Source organism: Pseudomonadota bacterium (assembly GCA_041395565.1).
In the GTDB taxonomy this organism is placed as follows: Bacteria; Pseudomonadota; Gammaproteobacteria; order UBA9214; family UBA9214; genus UBA9214.
Genome location: JAWLAI010000005.1, coordinates 229124 through 248815, shown reverse-complemented (window position 1 = coordinate 248815; position 19692 = coordinate 229124). Strand labels below are relative to the sequence as shown.

General features: G+C 55.2%; 20 protein-coding genes. 14 read left to right on the top strand and 6 right to left on the bottom strand.

Translation table 11 applies throughout. From position 1 onward, the window contains the following. Positions 1 to 102 precede the first annotated feature (102 nt). From R3F42_09040 to R3F42_09025, 4 genes are all read right to left on the bottom strand, one after another. Positions 103 to 1002: a CoB--CoM heterodisulfide reductase iron-sulfur subunit B family protein gene (locus tag R3F42_09040; protein ID MEZ5542177.1), complete on the bottom strand. Its 900-nt coding sequence runs from the start codon at positions 1000 to 1002 to the stop codon at positions 103 to 105. Positions 1003 to 1013: 11 nt separating this feature from the next. Continuing rightward, on the bottom strand, positions 1014 to 1640 hold the full coding sequence (locus R3F42_09035; GenBank protein MEZ5542176.1) for a 4Fe-4S dicluster domain-containing protein: 627 nt from the start codon (positions 1638 to 1640) through the stop codon (positions 1014 to 1016). A gap of 188 nt (positions 1641 to 1828) precedes the next feature. Next, positions 1829 to 4048 carry a hydrogenase iron-sulfur subunit gene (locus R3F42_09030; GenBank protein ID MEZ5542175.1) on the bottom strand — a complete coding sequence of 740 codons (2220 nt, stop codon included), beginning with the start codon at positions 4046 to 4048 and terminating at the stop codon, positions 1829 to 1831. A 2-nt stretch (positions 4049 to 4050) separates the two neighbouring features. Continuing rightward, positions 4051 to 5337: an FAD-dependent oxidoreductase gene (locus R3F42_09025; protein ID MEZ5542174.1), complete on the bottom strand. Its 1287-nt coding sequence runs from the start codon at positions 5335 to 5337 to the stop codon at positions 4051 to 4053. Between the two features lie 695 nt (positions 5338 to 6032). Between R3F42_09025 and R3F42_09020 the strand changes: the two genes are divergently transcribed. From R3F42_09020 to R3F42_08990, 7 genes are all read left to right on the top strand, one after another. Continuing rightward, positions 6033 to 6845, top strand: coding sequence for a CbbQ/NirQ/NorQ/GpvN family protein (locus tag R3F42_09020; protein ID MEZ5542173.1), 813 nt, complete (start codon positions 6033 to 6035; stop codon positions 6843 to 6845). A gap of 119 nt (positions 6846 to 6964) precedes the next feature. After that, positions 6965 to 8317 (top strand): hypothetical protein, encoded by a 1353-nt coding sequence (locus tag R3F42_09015; protein ID MEZ5542172.1) that lies wholly within the window; start codon positions 6965 to 6967, stop codon positions 8315 to 8317. Then, positions 8268 to 9047 carry a hypothetical protein gene (locus tag R3F42_09010; protein MEZ5542171.1) on the top strand — a complete coding sequence of 260 codons (780 nt, stop codon included), beginning with the start codon at positions 8268 to 8270 and terminating at the stop codon, positions 9045 to 9047. The genes R3F42_09015 and R3F42_09010 overlap by 50 nt, the downstream gene beginning before the upstream one ends. A 157-nt stretch (positions 9048 to 9204) precedes the next feature. After that, positions 9205 to 9777 carry a hypothetical protein gene (locus tag R3F42_09005; protein MEZ5542170.1) on the top strand — a complete coding sequence of 191 codons (573 nt, stop codon included), beginning with the start codon at positions 9205 to 9207 and terminating at the stop codon, positions 9775 to 9777. A 195-nt stretch (positions 9778 to 9972) separates the two neighbouring features. Then, entirely contained in the window at positions 9973 to 10620 is a 648-nt protein-coding gene (locus R3F42_09000; GenBank protein ID MEZ5542169.1) for a hypothetical protein, read from the top strand. A 788-nt stretch (positions 10621 to 11408) separates the two neighbouring features. Next, positions 11409 to 12020 (top strand): hypothetical protein, encoded by a 612-nt coding sequence (locus tag R3F42_08995; GenBank protein MEZ5542168.1) that lies wholly within the window; start codon positions 11409 to 11411, stop codon positions 12018 to 12020. A 322-nt stretch (positions 12021 to 12342) separates the two neighbouring features. Beyond that, positions 12343 to 12900 carry a heme-binding protein gene (locus R3F42_08990; protein MEZ5542167.1) on the top strand — a complete coding sequence of 186 codons (558 nt, stop codon included), beginning with the start codon at positions 12343 to 12345 and terminating at the stop codon, positions 12898 to 12900. A 128-nt stretch (positions 12901 to 13028) separates the two neighbouring features. On the opposite strand, the gene R3F42_08985 is transcribed toward R3F42_08990, so the two are convergent. Continuing rightward, the gene (locus R3F42_08985; GenBank protein MEZ5542166.1) at positions 13029 to 13700 is read right to left on the bottom strand and encodes a hypothetical protein; all 672 of its coding nucleotides are present in this window, start codon (positions 13698 to 13700) and stop codon (positions 13029 to 13031) included. Positions 13701 to 13908: 208 nt separating this feature from the next. Between R3F42_08985 and R3F42_08980 the strand changes: the two genes are divergently transcribed. The 4 genes from R3F42_08980 to R3F42_08965 all read left to right on the top strand — a co-directional run bounded on the left by R3F42_08980 (position 13909) and on the right by R3F42_08965 (position 15603). Beyond that, positions 13909 to 14151: a DUF465 domain-containing protein gene (locus tag R3F42_08980; GenBank protein MEZ5542165.1), complete on the top strand. Its 243-nt coding sequence runs from the start codon at positions 13909 to 13911 to the stop codon at positions 14149 to 14151. A 2-nt stretch (positions 14152 to 14153) separates the two neighbouring features. Next, complete coding sequence (locus tag R3F42_08975; protein MEZ5542164.1) at positions 14154 to 14483, top strand: TraR/DksA family transcriptional regulator; 330 nt, start codon at positions 14154 to 14156, stop codon at positions 14481 to 14483. 62 nt (positions 14484 to 14545) lie between these two features. Continuing rightward, a complete protein-coding gene (locus R3F42_08970; protein MEZ5542163.1) occupies positions 14546 to 14887 on the top strand; it encodes a zinc ribbon domain-containing protein YjdM in 342 nt (113 codons plus the stop codon). Positions 14888 to 14967: 80 nt separating this feature from the next. Beyond that, positions 14968 to 15603, top strand: coding sequence for a trimeric intracellular cation channel family protein (locus R3F42_08965; GenBank protein ID MEZ5542162.1), 636 nt, complete (start codon positions 14968 to 14970; stop codon positions 15601 to 15603). 642 nt (positions 15604 to 16245) lie between these two features. Here the strand turns inward: R3F42_08965 and R3F42_08960 are convergent. Continuing rightward, positions 16246 to 17244, bottom strand: coding sequence for a hypothetical protein (locus R3F42_08960; protein MEZ5542161.1), 999 nt, complete (start codon positions 17242 to 17244; stop codon positions 16246 to 16248). Between the two features lie 279 nt (positions 17245 to 17523). Between R3F42_08960 and R3F42_08955 the strand changes: the two genes are divergently transcribed. From R3F42_08955 to R3F42_08945, 3 genes are read left to right on the top strand one after another with little or no spacing between them, the layout of a single operon-like run. Beyond that, complete coding sequence (locus R3F42_08955) at positions 17524 to 18246, top strand: transposase (protein ID MEZ5542160.1); 723 nt, start codon at positions 17524 to 17526, stop codon at positions 18244 to 18246. 58 nt (positions 18247 to 18304) lie between these two features. Next, entirely contained in the window at positions 18305 to 18826 is a 522-nt protein-coding gene (locus tag R3F42_08950) for a hypothetical protein (GenBank protein MEZ5542159.1), read from the top strand. A gap of 57 nt (positions 18827 to 18883) precedes the next feature. Next, on the top strand, positions 18884 to 19552 hold the full coding sequence (locus R3F42_08945) for a PDZ domain-containing protein (GenBank protein MEZ5542158.1): 669 nt from the start codon (positions 18884 to 18886) through the stop codon (positions 19550 to 19552). Positions 19553 to 19692: the final 140 nt, after the last annotated feature.

The window sequence follows — 19692 nt, the reverse complement described above, 5'->3', positions numbered from 1 at the left end:
CGAATGCCGCAACCGCGCTGGCGGTACGCGGACAGGGTCCGCACCTGCAAATAAAAAAGCCCCTCAACGAGGGGCTTTTCAAAACAGCCGTGATGCGTCAGCTTACTTCGAGGCGATCTCTTCCAGCTTCTTGGCCTTGATCACCTGGCCGTCCAGGCCCGCTTCCTTGCCGTTCTTGCCGTAGGCGACGCTCATCAGCGTGGAGTAGTACACGACCGGCATCTTGAAGTTGGTCTTGTACTTCTGGTTGATGTGGTTCTGGTACACCTCGACGTTCATCTGGCACACCGGGCAGGGTGTGACGATCATGTCCGCGCCGCCGTCGTAGGCCGACTCGATGATGTCCTTGATCAGCGCCTGGCTCTTCTCCGGCTCGGAGAAGGCGAGCGCGCCGCCGCAGCAGGACACCTTCTTGTCATACTTCTCGACCGGCTCGGCGCCCATGGTCTCGACCAGCTTGTCCAGGTACTTCGGGTTCTCGTAGGATTCGCCGTCGATGCCGAACGGGCGGTTGGTCTGGCAGCCGACGTAGCCGGCGATCTTCATGCCTGCCAGCGGCTTCTTCACGTGCTTGCCGAGTTCGTCGTAGCCGAAGTCCTCGATCAGCACCTCGACCATGTGGCGCACCTTCTGGTCGGCCTTCACGTTCAGGCCGGCCTCGGCCAGCGCCTGGTTGGTCTCCGCCATCAGCTTGCTGTCGCTGTGCAGGCGCTCCTGGGTCTCCTTGGTGGCGAGCCAGCAGGCGGCGCAGGTGGCGACGATGTCCTGGCCGGGATTGGCCTGTTCGCTGATCGCCATGTTGCGCGCGGACAGCGCCAGGCGCGGCAGCTCGCCGCCGCCGGCGTAGCCGATGGAGGCGGAACAGCAGTTCCAGTCCGGGATCTCGTTCAGCTCGATGTCCAGCGTGTCGCACATGCTGTTGACGGACACCATGTAGTTGGAGGCCGAGGCCGCCTTCTGCGAGGAACAGCCGGGGTAGAAGGAATAGGATTTCTTTGCCATTGCGCTTTACCTCACTTGCCGGCCACGGGAATCCGGGCGGCCTCCAGTTCTTCGGCCTTCTTCAGGATCTTGTGCAGGCCGCTCGTGTCCTTGCACTTGTGACCGCCGATCAGCTCCATCGGGCTGAGCCGCTTGGTCATCATCATGCCCAGGCCGACGTCCTTCATCTTCAGCGAGGTCTTGATGCCCTCGCCGATGCCGTTCATGAAGTACAGGGCCAGGCCCAGCTTGAGCTCGTTGACGCGGCCGGTCTTGGTCAGGTTGTTCCAGAACTTCTGCGCGAACTTGTGGGTCGGCTGGTTCTTCGGGGCTATCCCTAAGCGCTTCGCGTAATGGGCCAGGCCGTGCATGATGTGCGTGATCGGCAGCTCGCGCGGGCAGCGCACGATGCAGTTGTAGCAGGAGGTGCACATCCACATGGAGGTGGACTCCAGCACTTCCTGGCGCTTGCCGGCGCGGATCATCATGAACAGCTCCTGCGGCGGATGATCCCAGTGCGGGCCGAGCGGGCAGGAGCCGGAGCACACGCCGCACTGCATGCACATCTTCACCCATTCGCCTTCCTCGACGTTCTCCTCGACTTCGCGGAGAAAATTGTTGCGGTACTGTTCGACCATTTGCTGGTTTACGTCACTCATGCGGGCACCCCTTTAAGTCTGGATTCAGGGTGCAAACCTGCAACCCTGGACACAGATGAATTGTTCGTCATCCCGGCGCAGGCCGGGATCCAGATGTCCCGCCGCATGGATTCCGGCTGGCGCCGGAATGACGGGGGAACCTGATATTCCATGCTGGTTTCAAGAAAAGTCATCATTCGCTTGACCAATCAGAACTTGAACGGGCTCATGCCGACCTTCTCGACGGTCTCGGCCATCTCGTTGATCAGCCTGGGCGCGCGCTCGATGTCGGTGATCGCGATCTCGTAGGTGGCGACGCGCTCCTTCTCGAGGTTGAGCGACTGCAGCGTGTCGTCGATCTTGCTCATGCGGATGTGCGCGATCTCGGAGCCCTTCACGAAGTGGCACTGGTAGTTCTCGCCCTTCTGGCAGCCCATCAGCACGATGCCGTCGTAGCCGCTGTTGAGCGCATCCGTCACCCAGATGGTGTTGACGCTGCCCAGGCAGCGCACCGGGATGACGCGCGCGAACGGCGAGTAGTGGTTGCCGTTCTGTGCGGCCATGTCGAGCGCCGGGTAGGCGTCGTTCTCGCAGGCCAGCACCAGGATGCGCGGTTTCTCCTCGAACTCGTCCGGGATCTCTATGTTCTTCAGCTGCTGGCCGACGGTCTCGACCGAGTAGTTCTCGAAGCTGATCACGCGCACCGGGCAGGCGCCCATGCAGGTGCCGCAGCGGCGGCAGCGCGCCTCGTTGAACTGCGGGTAGCGGTTCTCGTCCTCGTCGATGGCGCCGAACGGGCACTCCACCGTGCAGCGCTTGCACTGCGTGCAGCCTTCCTTGCGGAAGCTCGGGAAGGACAGGTCACCGGAACGCGGGTGCGCGGCGCGGCCGAGCTTGGCGTTCTCCAGCGCCTGGATGGCCTTCAGCGTGGCGCCGGTGGCGTCTTCCTTGGCCTGCAGCATGTCCATCGGCCGGCGCACCGGGCCGGCGGAATAGATGCCGGTGCGGCGCGTCTCGTAGGGGAAGCAGATGAAGTGCGAGTCGTTGAAGCCGTACTTCAGGTGCGGCAGGTCCTTGCCCTGGCGGTAGGTCATGTTGAGGATGGATTCCGCGTTGACCGTGAACTGGCCCGGCTCGTCCTGCGGGACCTGCTCGATGTCCACGCCCGAATTCGGGATCATGCCGGTGGCCAGCACGACGAGATCGACGCTGCTGTTCACTTCCTGGTTGAGGATCAGGTCCTGGAACTTCACGGTCGGGCCGTTCGGACCGGCGCTGACCTCGGCTACCTTGCCCTTGGTGAAGGTGACGCCCTTCTGCTGGCCGCTGCGGTAGAAATCCTCGCCGCCGGCGCCCGGGGTACGCAGGTCCGTGTAGATGACGTTGGTGTCGATCGCCGGGTTCTGGTCCTTGAAGTACATAGCCTGCTTGATCGAGGTCAGGCAGCAGTGGCCGGAGCAGTAGGGCAGGTGGCCTTCCTGGGTGGAACGCTGGCCGGCGCACTGCACGAACACGACGCTTTGTACTTCCTTGCCGTCGGACGGGCGCTTGATCGGGCCGCCGTTGGCCGCCAGCGCCAGCTTCTCCAGGCCGGCCTGGTCGACCACGTCCGGGGTCTTGCCGTAGCCGAGCTCCGGCAGCTGGTTCGCGTCATAGTTGCGCGCGCCCGTGGCCATGATGATGGCGCCGAAGTTGCCGGTGCTGGTGGAACCGCTTTCGGTGGAGATGTCCGCCGAGAATCGGCCCGGGGCGCCGCTGGTCTTGGTGATGGTGCTGTTCAGGTGCACGGTGATGTTGCTGTCCGCCTCGATCGCCGCGACCATCGCCGCCACGCCGGTGTCTTCCGGGTCGGCATAGGGCATGCGCTCGGGGATGCGCTTGTATTCATCGTGGGCACCGCCGCCCAGTACGCCGCTCTTCTCGACGAGGGTGACCGGGTAGCCGGCCTTCGCCGCCTCGATGGCCGCGGTCATGCCGACCACGCCGCCGCCGACGACCAGGAGGTTGTCGTTGCTGGCCGCCGCCTCGTTGCGCTGCGGGAGCTTCATGTACTTGACCTCGTTGCAACCCATGCGCACGTAGTCCGCGGCCATCTCCTGGGTCAGGTCACGCGCCTCGTCGGTGTCCGGGCGGGCCCAGATCACGCCCTCGCGCAGGTTGGCGCGGCTGATGGCGACGTTCTGGAAGCCGAACGCATCGTTCTTGGCGCGTCGCGAGCAGGCCGCGATCACGACCTTGTTGACGCCCTCGCTGTCGATGTCGTTCTGGATCATGGCCACGCCTTCGGCGTTGCACAGGAAGTCGTGCTCGCGCACGACGTTGGCCTTGCCCTCGCTCTTGGCGATCTGCGCCAGCTGGCTGCAGTCGAGCCGCTCGCCCAGGCCGCAGCCCTTGCAGATGTAGGCGCCAGTCTTGATTTCGTCTGCCATGTTCAGCCCTCCGCTCTGGCGACCCGGTTCACGACCTGGATCGCCCGTAATGCACTTGCCGTTGCGCTCTGTACCGCGCGGTTCACATCCAGCGCGTCGCTGGAACAGCCCGCCGCGAAGATGCCGCCGTTGGACTCATCCGCCTCGATGAAGCCGTTGTCGTTCACCACGACCTGGATCGGGAAGTCGCCCTTCGCCACGCTCGGCTCCATGCCGACCGCCAGCACGACCAGGTCGTGCGGGTTGCTGTAGCGGTGGTAGCCCTCGGTGTTCACGCCGTTGAGGATCGGGTTGCCGGTGGACTTGTCCTCGGTGATCGAGGCGACCTTGGACTTGATGAAGGTGACGTTCGGATCGGCCTGGACGTTCTGGTAGAAGTCGTCGATGCGGTCGATGGCGCGGATGTCGATGTAGTACACGCTGGCCTTGAAGTCGTCGGCGTACTTCTCGCGCAGGTAGGTGGTCTGCTTCAGCGTGGCCATGCAGCAGATGCGCGAGCAGTGCTTGAGGTGGTTGCGGTCGCGCGAGCCGGCGCACTGGATGAAGGCGACGTCCTTCGCCTCCTTGCCGTCGGACGGGCGCACGATCTTGCCGCCGGTCGGGCCGAACGGGTCGAGCATGCGCTCGAACTCCACGCTGGTGATGACGTTGTCATAGCGGTCGTGGCCGTAAGGCTGGATCTTGTCGGCATCGTACGGCTGCCAGCCGGTGGCCCAGATGATGGCGCCGACGGTCAGCGTGGTCTCGCTCTCGGCCATGTCCAGGTCGATTGCGCCGTACTTGCAGGCATCCTTCGCCTTCTGCGCGTCGTCGGTGCCGATGATGCGCGGATCGAGCACGTAGTGCTGCGGGTAGGCCATGTTGAACGGCAGGTAGGCGCCCTTGCGCTTCTTCATGCCGTAGTCGTATTCGCTGTCGAACTCGGCGGAGACCGCCTTCTCGCATTCGCCGCAGGCGGTGCAGTTGCTGTTGACGTAGCGCGGGCGGGTCTTCAGCGTGACGCTGTAGTTGCCGGTCGCGCCGCTGACCGCGGAGACTTCCGTCATGGTCAGCACGGTGAGGTTGCGGTTGGCCTTGGTCCGGCGCAGGTTGATCTCCATGCCGCAGGACGGGAAGCACAGCTTGGGGAAGTACTTGTAGAGCTGGCTCACCCGGCCGCCGAGGGACGGGTTCTTCTCCACGAGGATCACCTGCTTGCCGCACTCGGCGGCCTCGATGGCGGCGGTGACGCCGCTGATGCCGCCTCCCACCACCAGAATGGTCTGGTTGGTTGCGATTACATCCGACATTGATATCCCTCCAGTAAACGCCCGGGGCGCTAGTAACTACATGAATTCTTTCAGATATCTTGCGTCCGTCCCGGTGGCGGGCGCTGGGATGCGCGCGGATGAGCGGGGCGGAAAAATCAGGGCTGCAACCTTACCGCGTCTGCCAGGGCGGCGCCATATATACAAGGTGGTGAGTTGCATCGAATTTTGCGATGCAGAAATAGAAACAATATATAAGGTATAGGCCGGGTAGATCCGGCTCGCGCCAGGGCGCGAAGGTGCCAAGATAAACCGCCACAGTGGGCGCCGAGGACACAGGGCAAATCAGATCGTCAATATTATGGCGATTTATGCCCGTCAGGCGCAGCCGAGCATCGCAGCCGGTTCGGGATCGAGCGAGCCGCCATGTCGAGCTGGATTTGCTAGCGAAAGCGCAGCAAATGCTGCGAGTTCGGCGAGCGCCCGAACCGGCGAGAAGCGCAGGGAACGTGGATCGTCATCGCAGATGACGATCCAGGCAAGCCTCCGGGGCCGCCTTTCTTTTGGGTACTTTTCTTTGGCGGAGCAAAGAAAAGTACCTCGCCCCGGCGGGGCGAAACCGGCAAGAAATTCAAAATCATGAAGTTAACGCGTTCATGGCGTGCTCGAATGTGTTCCGGTCCGGCGGAATGTGGCACCATCCAGACAGCTGCTAGCAACAAACCCGAGGAGTCAAAGTGACCGTCCGTACCCTCAAACCCGAAGAATATTTCGTCGAGCAGGAACCCTACTACGAGCCGGTCGGCGACGAGATCACCGTCTTCGACGCCGCCTACAAGAACCAGCTCCCCGTCCTGCTCAAGGGCCCGACCGGCTGCGGCAAGACACGCTTCATGGAGCACATGGCCTGGCGCCTGAAGCGCCCGCTGATCACCGTGTCCTGCCACGACGACCTGACCGCCTCCGACCTGGTCGGGCGTTACCTGGTCACCGGCGGCGAGACCGTGTGGGTGGACGGGCCGCTGGCCCGCGCCGTGCGCTCGGGCGCGATCTGCTACCTCGACGAGATCGTCGAGGCACGCAAGGACACCACCGTGGTCATCCACCCGCTTGCCGACGACCGCCGCGTGCTGCCCATGGAAAAACTCGGCGAGGTGATCGAGGCCGGCCCCGAGTTCTGCCTGGCCATCTCCTACAACCCCGGCTACCAGAGCGTGCTCAAGGACCTCAAGCAGTCCACCCGCCAGCGCTTCGTGGCGCTGGAGTTCGACTACCCCTCACCGCAGCTGGAGGCGAAGATCCTGGTCAACGAGACCGGCATCGGGCAGGACACCGCCGAGCAGCTCATCAAGTTCGCGCAGATGACGCGCAACCTGAAAGGCAGCGGGCTGGAGGAGGGCGCGAGCACGCGCCTGCTGGTGCATGCGGCGAAGCTGATTACGACGGGGGTGAATCCTGTTGTTGCGTGTCGGAGTTGTATTGCGGAGGCGTTGACGGATGATGCGGAGATGCTGACTGCGGTGCATGAGTTGGGGGCGGCGGTTTTTTGATGCAATTTTGGTTATTTGATTTTTCTTGCATTGTGGAAATTATGATTTCCGTGTTGTAACTAAATATTGTCATGTATTGAGGTTTTACTAAACACGCTTCGATCTGAGGGAGTGCAGGGATGGCTTTAAGAGCAAACATACTTGGGGATGTTCGTGCTGAAGCAGATGGTGAGATGCTCAAGATTGCTTTCTATGAAACTCCAGACTATCGAACTCTAATCGAGTCCGCAGATCGCACTGTTGTGGTTGGGCGCCGTGGCACTGGTAAGAGTGCGCTTGCATCTAGATTAGATACGCATTGGAAGAAGGCGCAAAAGACTTTAGTTCTCAATTTGGCTGCTAATGAAGATCAAATCATTGGTATTCGGCCACTAATCAAGCTTTTTGGCGAAGAATTTAAATTGGTTCGGGCTGGTTCGCGGATCGCTTGGCGATATGCATTGCTTATAGAAGCCGCGGAAGCTCTATCGCGGCGATATAAATACCAAAACGCTGATGGTTCTCAGGTTCTGGATAAACACCTTGTTGATTGGAAAAATGACCGATATGGGTTTTGCTCAAAACTTAAAGAAAAGCTTCGTAAAGTTGTTAATGCTTCAGTATCGCCAGAAGAGCGTATAAGCGATTTGGCTAGAAATCTTGAGATTGGGGAGGTTGAGGAAGCCATTCAATCGGTGCTTGATGCAACTAATTTTCGTCTGTATGTGCTCATTGATCGATTAGATGAGGGATACGAGCCGGATGAGACTGGTATAGGCTTGATCGATGGATTAGTGCACGCGGTTATTGATGTGAATACAAAATTTCAAAATATTCGCACTTTGGTATTCCTTCGAGATAATATTTTTCGTGCTGTTTCGAAATCTGATCCAGATTTTTCGAGAAATATCGAAGGACAAACTCTTCGACTGCATTGGGATGAGTATGGGCTATTCAATTTGGTTGCAAATAGATTGAAGGTTGCATTTGGTCTTGATCAAGAGAATACAGTCCGCATATGGGATAGCTGTGCGGCTAGAGATTTGAAAGGAAGAGAAGGATTCAGAACTTGTCTTAGACTTACGTTGTATAGACCTCGTGATCTACTAATTCTTTTAAACGAAGCATTTCGCGTTGCTGGAAAGCAGGAAAGGGAGCAGATCATCGGAGACGATATAGAGGCAACTGCGAAGGGTATTTCAAAAAACAGATTAGATGACCTAGAAAAAGAATATTCAGCAATATTTCCAGGGTTGTCGCTATTTGTTTCTGCGCTATCGAACAAGAATCCGGAAATGCAAGTCTCGGAGGCCTCTTCGTTGTTCCGAGAAATATTGAATCAAGACACATATGATCAAAAAATTCAGCAGCAGCTAGCAATCATGCAAAGCCCCATCGATGTCTTGAGGGATTTGTATCGAGTAGGCTTAATTGGCGTTTTTGATGATGCAACATCAAACTTTGTATTTTTGTCACGATGGCAGGGATCCTAGCAAAGAATTTGAGGATACCGGGCGCATATTGATACATCCTTGTTATTGGATGGCCTTAAATGCAACGCGCAATAGTTTAGATCCCGACGAGGCGGAAGATATTTATGATGAATACGATATAGAAATTGCATCTGAAACACCGGAGCAGAGGATTAAAAGTATAGGTCAGTTAATATCAAATCTGGCTCTTATTCCCGAAGGTAAAGATGGGTTTAGAGATTTTGAAGAATGGTGCCACAAGGCTGTCAAGATAATTTTTGCCGGTGTGTTGCGCAACATTGAATTACATCCAAATAAAGAAGCTACTCAACGTCGCGATGTTGTTGCTACGAATCTTAGCGAATCACCTGCTTGGCGCCGTATTCAAGAGGATTATGGTGCGCGGCAGGTAATTTTTGAAGTGAAAAACTATCAGGGGTTGAGTGGTGACGAGTATAGACAAATGCTCTCGTATCTGACTGGAGATTACGGGAGAATAGGCTTCATTATCACGCGAGATAATGATGTAAATTTGAGAAAAGGAAAAGAACTTGATTGGATGCTAGAGATGTACAATCGCCATGGTGTGTTGATTGTAAAGCTGTCAGGAAAGCACCTGTGTAGTGTTTTGTCAAAATTAAGAAGTCCTCAAAAGCACGATGCACCTGACAGAATGTTGAATCACCTGTTGGATACATATACGAGGAATTATATCTCTGGGGTGGAGAAGACTAAGAAGAAATCAAAATGAAGAAAAGACCAACAATAGGTGTCAGAGCATATTTTCTGGTTATATTTGGGAAAATGTACGGTGAGAGAAATCACTAGGGTCAGACTCGATTGATTAGTCAATTTCACGTCTCATCAAAGGAGTCTGACTCCATGATTCATTCGCGAGGACTATGTTGATGGACGGCTTGATCGGTGCGTTGATCGGTGGATTTTTCACGGCCATCGTGACCTATCTGGGCTGGAAGAGAGCATCAGAAGAAACAGCCAAGAACAATATGGCGCAGTATAGGAAAAATCAAATTGATGAGTTTTACGGCCCTTTGTTGGGTTACCTAAGATATTCACAAGAAATCTTTGACATCGCGCGCCAAAAGTTACCAACCAAGGAAGGCGAAGATGGCTTGCTTCATGTGGACACAAGCCAATTTTCAAGGACAAGAAATGGTATTGAGCACAGCAAAATATGGGATTTTTTTCATACCCAATACTTTATGCGCATCAATTCTGATGTAGTAAGGCTTCTTAATCAGAAAAGGTACTATGCTGAAACGCCGGATCTAAACGAGATTATTGATGCATTCTTAGATCATGAATCACACGGAAATTGTTTGCACAATATGTGGACTCACCTGAATGAACCTTCAGATGAAATTACAGATAATGGGTATCCAAAGGGTTTTGAAGAACTAGTAGCTAAAGAGTACGGTGAGTTGAATCGGGAGTATCGCACACTATCTGGAATATGCTGATTATGGAAATCAATGGGGTCAGACACGATTGATTCGTCAAGGGTGCGTCAGATCAAAGGAGTCTGACCCCATTGATTATTGATTATAAAAAGTGGTCTATACCCGGATAAAACTGTTGTTATACAAGAAATACATATATCTGGCCGCCTAGCGGCAGCAAGGTTTTTAGCATCTGCTTCTTGCTTGAGAGAAACTATGAGATTTGCGAAGGCAAATAAATCTACTATCGAGCCATTTCTAGAAGAGACTACACGAGAGTGGATGTATGAAGACAGGGTATTCTGTTTGCTTCATCCTGAATATCAATCAAAAATTAGTGAGTACTACGTTTCTGAAGGTCCTCCCCTGCGAAAGCTTCTTTCAAAGGAAGAGATCAAGTCGCTTGACTCTGAATGTAATAAAATAATTAGAAAAAGATTTTATATATCAAAAGTCATGGCAATTCGCGATTCCCAGCTTGTAGATTCGTATTTTGCAGTAAAAGATAAACTGGGGCGGGTGCCTACACTTGTCGAACTCGGAAATTACGGCAAGTATGGCCAGCGAATTTGGCATAAGAGATTTGGTGGTTATCGTGCGTTCCTTGAGCGGCTCGGTGAGCCAAAGCCAATCACAAAGAAACCTAAGCAAAAAAATTTAGTAAAGAAACATGCGCAATTATTGGGCGATGAAAAACTTTCGGTGGGTCTTCTGATGGAAGAGTATTTAGCTAGAAAGACCGAACTCAATAGGCCGCCATCCATATTTGAAATGGGTGTATGGGATGCAGACGAGTTCAATTTGGCTGTTAAATCCTTCGGTGGGTGGGAGCGTTTTTTAAAATTTATGGGGCATTATCAATAAGCAATGGGGTCAGACTCGATTGGTTCGTCAAATGACCAGTGTCTGAGTGTTTCTCCGTTCTTGATGCGCCAGGAAGCTAGGGGTCGGAATGAATCGCCCTGGCTTACACAAGGAACAAAGGGAACGGAGAATATGAATTTACTGGGAATCACTGGGAATCAATAGCGGAATAAAAGGGGGCGGAGTATATAAATTTATAAAAAGGTGAATTTAAATTTACTGCGCTGAAATTTAATCCTTCCGTCTCCTTTATACTGGCAATAAAAGGGGTCGGAAGCATATTTCCAGTTGGTATTATTTTTCGGTTTTTCTTGGCCTGTCGCGTTGTCCTTGTCCTAGCCTGATCGATAGGGATTTTTCGATCTTCCTTCAAAACAAAAAGGGGTTGGATACAATCTCTATTAAATGTATCCGGCCCCTTTTTTGGGTTGGTGTCGACCGGTGATGATTTGAAGCGCCCTTCCCATAGCGCGATCAATGGGGTCAGACTCGATTGATTCGTCAATGTAACGTCAAATCAAAGGAGTCTGACCCCATTGATTAGTTATTTCCGCGCTGGGTTATGTGCTGGGGGATGTCCGGAATATTCAGGCGCCTGGGACGTGGCATGTGTCAACTCCGGATACAGGAGTTATCACAATGACGTCATGAGGTTTGGATGGCTGTCGGTAGATTCCGGGTAACACAGTCAGAAAATGTATCCGACCCCTTTTCAACCCGGTAATTTTATTTTAGTCGGATTTCCCGTAAAAGTATAAGCACTTTTACAAGCATCGTGGATCATACACATGAATGAGTTACTGGGTTTGTATGTATTGGCGGGGCCATTATTACTCCTTCTTTGGGTGCCGATAGCTCTACTGATAGCTTTCGCGATACCAAAGCGGTCATCCAGGCGAGGTAGTAGATTTCTAACTGGGTTGATTGCATTTCTTGTCCTGCTCTTTTTGCCATTGGCTGATGAGATTGCGGGAAGGATATACCTAAAATATTTATGCAGTACACAGGGTGGATTCAAGGTATACCGCACAGTTGAGTTACCCGATGAGTACTGGGATGAGGATGGAGATCCAAGATTTATCAAATTCACAGAATCTAAAATTATTCCGTCGCTAAATAGGGTGGATGGGACGCTAAATCTTGACGTGCTCACTGATTATGGAAAAGAGCGGACCGGTTGGAAGCCATACTCGAATATCTTAAGCATATCTCAATCAAGATATTGGTATTACGAAAAGAAAACAGGCGATATTCTTGCAGAGAATAAAAATTACAGTCGCAGATGCGGGCGGATACTACGTATTTTCCCGGCTGGTAGCTGCGGAGAGTCGTGTGTGTATGCTGACCGGATAAATACCAAGCAGAAAATATTATCTGTATTTGTACCGGTCAAAAAATAATCACAAATTCAGGAGGAGAGGAAAATGGAAGCGATGGAATCCGCAATAAAAGGGGTCGGATACATTTTACGACGTAATGAATCAATGGAATCAATGGGGTCAGACTCTATTGATTCGTCAATGTAACGTCAAATCAAAGGAGTCTGACCCTGTTGTTCCTTGATAACATACGAAGAATCAAGCAGGCCTCGCCTACCCCCAACTTCTAAAATTGCCCTCTAACCCATGTTTTAATATAACAATGAGTAAAACGCGGATCATATGGTTATTGGCAGGAATAGTGGTGCTTGCGGCGGTCGCTGCCGTAGCGTGGGGGCCAATCGTGAGTAACGTCGAGCAAGCGAAATACGATGTCATTGAGCGGCATGGAGCCGTCGAAATCCGCGACTATGCACCAATGATCGTTGCCGAAGTCACCGTGTCCGGTGACCGTGCGGCAGCTATCAGGGATGGCTTTCGGATGATAGCGGATTATATTTTCGGCAATAATATCTCGTCTCAGAAGGTGGCAATGACCGCGCCTGTGCTTCAGGAGCCGGGAGAAATGATCGCCATGACGGCTCCTGTTACCCAGCAAGGCAGCGATGGGGTCTGGCTGGTGCGCTTTGTTATGCCCTCAAGCTATACGCTGGAAACTCTACCCAAGCCAAACAACGCGGACGTTCTCCTTAAACAGGTCGATGGAAAGCGATTTGCGGTTATCCGTTTTACCGGGCTTCCAAGGCAAGAGAAGCTTGAAAAGCAGACCAAAGAGCTGGGGGCGTTCATTCGGGAAAATGGACTCCAGCCTGTCTCCGAACAGATTTATGCGTTTTATAATCCGCCCTGGACCTTGCCGTTCCTGCGGCGCAACGAAGTGATGATTGAGATCGGCAGATAAATGAAATAATGGGTGTCAGAGCACATTTTCTCTAATATTCGGGGCTGTCTTTAGCGCGCGGCCGTCCCTTGGGGTGAGCTTCTGTTTACATCTTCAGCATGCGCTTAACCTGTATTGTTCGTGGACCTTCAGGCACTGGCAAGCCAGATCACATGCCGGGCTCCCTTCCTGCCATGTGCGGCTACGCGGACTTCCTCCACCGCAAACCCGGCCTTGCGCAGTCGCTGCGTAAAGTCTGTATCCGGCCCGGCTGACCACACCGCCAGTACACCCTGCGGGCGCAGTGCCGCACAGGCAGCAGTCAGCCCGTCCATGTGGTAAAGCCAGTCATTCTCCTTGCGGGTCAGTCCCTCGGGGCCGTTGTCGACATCCAGCAGAATGGCATCGTAGTCCTTTTCTGCCTCGCGCAGCACTCTGGCCACGTCACAGCCCAGGATGGTGACGCGGGGATCGCGCAGTGGATGACCGGCGCAGGCGCCGAGTTCGCCACGGTTCCACTCGATCACGCCCGGTACCAGCTCGGCCACCCTGACCTGTGCCTGGTCACCCAGCTGGCGCAATGCCGCAGCCAGTGTGAATCCCATGCCCAGCCCCCCGATCAGTACGCGTGCGCCTGCACGGTCCGCCAGTCTGGCGCAGGTCTGTTCCGCGAGCGCATCCTCGGAGCCATGTACACGGCTGTTCATCAGCTCACCACCACCGGAGAGCTTGATCGAGAACTCGTCATTGCGCCGGTACAGCTGCAATGTGCCGTCCTTGCCGGGCACGGGGGCGGTGTCGAGTAGCGTCCAGGGGTTCATGCGTGAAGATGATGCCAGAATCAATAGGGTCAGACTCGATTGATTCGTCAAGGATGTGTCAGATCAATCGAGTCTGACCCCATCGATTATTGCCATCGATTATTGGGGCAGGATGCGCATTTTGTTGCGCTGCATCAAGACTTCTCCTCGTTTGCAGGTGTATGAAATTAAGTAGTTATCTCTGTTATGGCTATCAAAAGGAAACCGCATGCTGGGTGAAAAACACGATCTGCTCCACGAATTTCCGGAACACCGCGAACGCATTCATGTGCTGAAGCTGAGCGATGAGCATTTTGCTCGCCTGTTTAATGAGTACCACGACCTCGACCACGAGATCCGCCGAATTGAGGAGGGTGTCGAGACGCCTTCCGATGAATACCTGGAGGGGCTCAAGCTCAGGCGGCTGCAGCACAAGGACGATCTCTATCAGATGATCGTCAGTGAGGGCTGATCATGGTGGATACCGAACAGGCAAGGCAGAAGCTGCTGGCGTTGCGCGATGGCTATACGCGGCGCATCGCGGCGCTGGACGGCGATCTGCATCACCGGGAGCAGGCAGTCGAGAAGGACTTTGCCGAACAGGCCACCCAGCGAGAGAACGACTCGGTCCTGGCGGCGCTGGACGATGAGGCCCGGGTGCAGGTGGGCCTGATCGATGCCGCGCTCGCACGCATCGAGGGAGGCAGCTACGGCTCCTGTGTGCGTTGCGGCGAGGAGATTGCGGCGGGTCGTTTGGAGGCCGTGCCGTATTCCACGCTTTGCATCGCATGTGCGGAACAATAGGTGTCAACTAGAGCGGGGTCGGATACAAATCCTATGAATTGTATCCGACCCATTTCTTATGTATGAGTGAGTTGCCGAAGTGTCCGCAGTGTGGATCTGTGTACACCTATGAGGACGGGCCTTTGTTCGTTTGCCCGGAGTGCGCGCACGAATGGCCAAAGGATGCGTTGGTGGAAAGCGCAGACGACGGACCTGTCGTTCGTGATGCCAATGGCAACGAGCTGCAGGATGGTGACACGGTCACCGTCGTCAAGGATCTCAAGGTCAAGGGAGCATCCTCGGTGCTCAAGGTCGGGACGAAGGTCAGGAATATCCGCCTGGTCGAGGGGGATCACAATATCGACTGCAAGATCGACGGATTTGGTGCAATGAAATTGAAGTCAGAATTTGTGAGGAAGTCCTGAAATAAATGGGGTCGGATACAAATTCTATAAAATGGATCCGCCCCCTTTCTGATTTAGGGCGGAGTATACTAAATCCCGCCATGACGCTCGTCCCCACACCGGCCATGCTGGAAACCCTGTACTGGATAACGCTGCTCGCGGTAGTTGTCTCGTCGGCCTCCGGTGTGCTCAAGGCCGGCTTCATGCAATTCGACCTGTTCGGTGTCATCATTATCGCCATTGCGACCGGGCTGGGTGGCGGGTCGCTGCGCGATATGCTGCTTGATCGCGATGTGTTCTGGATCCGCGACCAGATGTTTTTCGTCGTCTCGCTCGGCAGTGCCATCGCCATGTTCATTACCGCGCGGCTGCTGACCGTACCGCCAAAACTCTTCCTGGTCGCCGATGCGGCCGGCCTGGCAACCTTCGCTATCGCTGGCACTCTGGTATCGCTGATGGTGGGTGCTCCCCCGCTGATCGCCAGTTTCATGGGCGTGATGACGGGTATCATGGGTGGCATCTTCCGCGATGTGTTATGCGGCGAGCCTCCGGTCGTCTTCCTCAGTCCGCTGTACGCAACGGTGTCCTGGGGCGGCTCCCTGATCTTTATTGCGCTGATTTACTTCGGCATGGATATCACGCCTGCGGCGATTGTCGCCGGGGTTGGCATCTTCATGGCGCGACTGCTGGCGATCCGCTACAACATCTGCCTGCCACGGTTTCGCTTCAAGACCTGAAAGAACAAAATTCAATAGGGTCAGACTCGATTGATTCGTCAAAGCAGCGTCAGATCAAAGGAGTCTGACCCTATTGGTTGTTGATTGTGTAATATGTATCCGAACCCTTTTAGGAGAACACATTGTTGAAGCCGGGCACAGCAAACATCCCTGAACAGGCGCTGGAGCATGCCCGGCGTGGTGAGATCGTCGAGGCGGTCAAGGTTGTCCGGGAGCAGACCGGGCTCGGGCTGAAAGAGGCGAAGGACGCGATCGACGGCTACCTGAGAAATCCAGGGCAAAGTTCAGGTGTGACGGGTTCTGGAGCAAATCGGTTACTCCCGAGGTTTCGTCGCTCGCCCTCTTTGCACTGGAAAGAGGGCGGCTCATCGACGCGATAAAATATGTCCGTGAGGACACGGGGCTTGGCCTGAAGGACGCAAAAGGAACACGTCGAGCGGTTACTTGCCCGGGACTCCGCGCTCAATGCCCGGTTCAAGGCGGCGGCGGCTGTCGAGTTCAGGCGCGTAGCAAGAAAAGTGATAGCTGTCATCGTCCTGTCGGGCCTGGTTGCTGCCGGTTATTTTTACCTGCGAATCAATGGGGTCAGACTCGATTGATTCGTCAATATCACGTCTAATCAATCGAGTCTGACCCCATTGATTAAGACGATAGCTGCTGTCTTATTTTCTCCAATACCCGCCTGGCATAACCCATAAGCTCAGCAATTCGCACAGCTACCATACTGTCTTCTGCTTTCCGTGTCGTCGCTGTCCGTTCCGCACCTGCCTGTGACGGCGGCTTGCTCCCGGTGATGGATACTGTAGTTACCGCTTTTTGCGATGATGCGGGTTTCCGAGCCACCTCGGGCACGCTATTCGTGCGCGCGGCTACACCTGAAGGGCGGGGTGAAATGGCGAGTGGAAACGTCTCTCGACCGTTGAAGTTGAAATAGTCGCGTGTAACGTAGCCGTTGCCGGTCCACTCCCTTAACATCAGTACCAGTGCGTAGGTGCCAGGCGGTGGCGGCGCAATTGCAAGCTTATGCGCGCAGTTAGACCAGCTTGTGCCCCCTTGGAGGGTCTCAAGGGTAATCCCGGCCACTGCATGACCGGAAAATACTCCCCCATGATATGGCTCGGACAGCGCCCACAACTCGAGTGACAGGGTGCCGCTCACATTTTCCGGTTCTCGCGGGTTGTGGATCCGCTCAACCTCGACGGCGAGGTGACCGTCGGCAGTAACACGGTAACTCACCCGGCCTTCAAGGCATGGATGCAGGAAGACATCGCGATTGGCATAGTTCTGAAAATCATGGATAAGGTTAAAATCTTCTCCATCCCACTCTGCTATTACCAGCGCGATCGCATAATCACCGTGTTCAGGAAAGTTGGCAGGCACGTCAGACCGGACTGGTGCGATAAAGTGATTCGCTTGCAGTGTACCCAGGTTCAGCTCGGCCAGTTTCCATCCTGTCAGGGCGCCACCGTTATAGGGACCCTGGCATCCCCAGAGTTGCAAGGCGAGGTTGCCACTGGTAATGCCGGAGTTATTCAGGTTATCGATACGCTCGGCATAGAGTGAGATAGTGTCACCGTGCCTTGAATAACCGCTGTTGCCACTGATGTGAATGCATGCATTTTCGACGCTGTGTGGGGGCATGGCCCGATCCTGTTCTGCTGTTAGAGAGTGGACATTTTAGAATTCGCGCATTCGAAAGCAAGCTAACTTATTGGATCAGGGAACGTATCGTTTTAGTGCAGCCCTGAATATGCAGATGGACCGATCGCACTAAAATGCTGCAGTGCTGCTTGCTGGTGCAGGATCAATGGGGTCAGACTCGATTGATTCGTCAAATGGCCAGCGTCTGACTGATTTTCCTTGCCGCTTACGTTAGCGTGCTTGCTGTAGCCCGTCGTTTGCGGGTGCAGGAGGTGCGCCGTGGCGCGTCAGCCGCGTTTTCATCTGCCTGGACATCCCCAGCATGTGATCCAGCGCGGGAACAACCGGCATGTCCTATTTGCCGATGCGGCGGACTGCCGGTTTTATCTGGACACGTTGAGGGATGCATGCGAGCAGTTTGCCTGTCATGTCCATGCCTATGTCCTGATGACCAACCATGTGCACCTGTTGATGACGCCTGATTGCAAGGCGGGGATCGGCAGGGTCATGCAGTCGCTGGGTCGCCGGTATGTGCAGTATTTCAATTACCGCTATCGTCGTAGCGGCACGTTATGGGAAGGCCGTTACAAGGCGGCCTTGCTGGACACGGAGCCGTATCTTTTGACCTGTTACCGCTATATCGAATCGAATCCGTTACGGGCCGGCATGGTCGACCGGCCGGAGGCGTATCGCTGGTCGAGCCATCGCTGCAACGCACTGGGTGAGCCGGACGTGTTGGTCACCCCGCATCCTCTCTACCTGCAACTGGCTGAATCAGCGGAGCAGCGGTGTCGGGCCTACCGCCGGCTGTTCGGGGATGCCCTGGAGGCGGTTGCCATAGCTGCCATTCGTGAGGCGACCAACAAGGCATGGGTTCTGGGCGATGACCGGTTCAGGGTGGAAATCGAGGACCTTCTCATGCGTCAGGCGGCGCCAAAATTGCGGGGCGGGGACAGAAAGTCCGCTCGCTTCCGGCAGTGGCGAAAAATCAATCGAGTCTGACCCCATTGATTTACTGTTCCCTGATTGTGGACTATCCTGCAGTGTCAGGGGGTGGGCTATGAAACAGGTCGCTGTTTTCCTGTTATCCACTATTACGCTTGTGCACGGCGTCATGGCCGGCGAGCCTGCCGGCACGCTGCCGGAGACCTGGTACAGCATCGCCCCCTGGGCCACGCAACCACCGGTCGACCTCGCGCGGCGCCTGGCCGCGGCGAACCGGGCTGTCAATGCCGCCCAGGGTGTCGTCACTTCGTACTCGGGGATGGTACAGGCACAGGCCGATATCCAGAACCAGCGCATGGCCATGCAGACCGAGCTGGATGCCTACTACCTGTCGCAGCGTGCGGCACAGGAGAGCGCGGCATCCGGGCGCCGCCAGGCAGAGCTCGAGGCGCTCGACCAGACGCCACAGATGCCGGTTTCCGGCAAAACACCGACGGTTCCAGTCGATGGCATCGGCTACAGTCCGTCACCGGATCAGGCCAGGGAGGTGGGAGAACTGTTTTTCAGTCAGACGAGATTCAGTCATGGCTGGGCACGCTCGGAGTACCGGCGTCTTGATTCGAAAGTGCCCAAGTAGGCGTACCCCAGCCCGATGCCGGCTATGACTAATGAACCGGTCTGACGCGGGGATGGCATGATCACTGCAAAGCGAGTCTGCGTGCTGCTGTTGGCTGCGTTGTGGACAGGTTGTGCATCGTACCAGTCACTCCATTACAACTGGGCGTACACGCCATTGCATGATGTGACCAGCGGGGGCTTCCAGGCCAGCAAGGGCGATCCCGAGTACCGCAGGCTGGACAGTTACGCGGCCATGGCAGCGGCCGAACGTGACATGTACCGCAATGGCTATGTCATGATCGGCTATTCCAACATGATCAGTCCGCAGCTGCAGTCATTCGGCGACTCCGGGGCGCAGGCGCTTGCAGACAAGTACGGCGCCAGCGTGGTGCTGAATTACTTCAGCCCGCCCTACTACCTGGCGACGCTCTGGGCGCGGCCACGGCAATTCGTGTTCGGCGCCTATTTTACCGACCAGTTGCCGGAAGAGGCGCGCAAGGCGCTTGAGCTGGCGCAGAAAACAGAACACGCCGTCATCATTCAGACCGTCGTCCCGGACAGTCCCGCTTTTGCCGCCGGTATCCGGCCCGGTGACCTCGTGTTCAGGCTCAACGGGGAAGCCGTGACGGACAGCGCCGCGATGAGCGCCTTGCTGCAGCACAACGTCGGGCACGACGTCGAACTGGGAGTCTGGTCCATGGAGGAGGGGCCGCCCCGGTCCGTTACGGTTGCGCTGGAACAATAGGGGGCAGGCCGCGTTTCCCTGATCATCTGTCTGACTGCAGGAACGATGGGTGTCACAACGCATTTTCTCTAATATGAACGGAAAATGTGCTGTGACGACTTATTTGTATGCTCAGGTATGCCTTGTCTGAAGTCAGTCCG

Coding starts and splice junctions, on each gene's coding strand:
- R3F42_09015 (MEZ5542172.1), top strand. CDS start 6,965: ATGGCTTTAAGAGCAAACATACTTGGGGATGTTCGTGCTGAAGCAGAT.
- R3F42_08945 (MEZ5542158.1), top strand. CDS start 18,884: ATGATCACTGCAAAGCGAGTCTGCGTGCTGCTGTTGGCTGCGTTGTGG.
- R3F42_08960 (MEZ5542161.1), bottom strand. CDS start 17,244: ATGCCCCCACACAGCGTCGAAAATGCATGCATTCACATCAGTGGCAAC.
- R3F42_09025 (MEZ5542174.1), bottom strand. CDS start 5,337: ATGTCGGATGTAATCGCAACCAACCAGACCATTCTGGTGGTGGGAGGC.
- R3F42_08970 (MEZ5542163.1), top strand. CDS start 14,546: ATGAGTGAGTTGCCGAAGTGTCCGCAGTGTGGATCTGTGTACACCTAT.
- R3F42_08975 (MEZ5542164.1), top strand. CDS start 14,154: ATGGTGGATACCGAACAGGCAAGGCAGAAGCTGCTGGCGTTGCGCGAT.
- R3F42_09010 (MEZ5542171.1), top strand. CDS start 8,268: ATGATGCAACATCAAACTTTGTATTTTTGTCACGATGGCAGGGATCCT.
- R3F42_09030 (MEZ5542175.1), bottom strand. CDS start 4,048: ATGGCAGACGAAATCAAGACTGGCGCCTACATCTGCAAGGGCTGCGGC.
- R3F42_08995 (MEZ5542168.1), top strand. CDS start 11,409: ATGAATGAGTTACTGGGTTTGTATGTATTGGCGGGGCCATTATTACTC.
- R3F42_09000 (MEZ5542169.1), top strand. CDS start 9,973: ATGAGATTTGCGAAGGCAAATAAATCTACTATCGAGCCATTTCTAGAA.
- R3F42_08985 (MEZ5542166.1), bottom strand. CDS start 13,700: ATGAACCCCTGGACGCTACTCGACACCGCCCCCGTGCCCGGCAAGGAC.
- R3F42_09040 (MEZ5542177.1), bottom strand. CDS start 1,002: ATGGCAAAGAAATCCTATTCCTTCTACCCCGGCTGTTCCTCGCAGAAG.
- R3F42_09035 (MEZ5542176.1), bottom strand. CDS start 1,640: ATGAGTGACGTAAACCAGCAAATGGTCGAACAGTACCGCAACAATTTT.
- R3F42_08980 (MEZ5542165.1), top strand. CDS start 13,909: ATGCTGGGTGAAAAACACGATCTGCTCCACGAATTTCCGGAACACCGC.
- R3F42_08950 (MEZ5542159.1), top strand. CDS start 18,305: ATGAAACAGGTCGCTGTTTTCCTGTTATCCACTATTACGCTTGTGCAC.
- R3F42_08965 (MEZ5542162.1), top strand. CDS start 14,968: ATGACGCTCGTCCCCACACCGGCCATGCTGGAAACCCTGTACTGGATA.
- R3F42_09005 (MEZ5542170.1), top strand. CDS start 9,205: ATGGACGGCTTGATCGGTGCGTTGATCGGTGGATTTTTCACGGCCATC.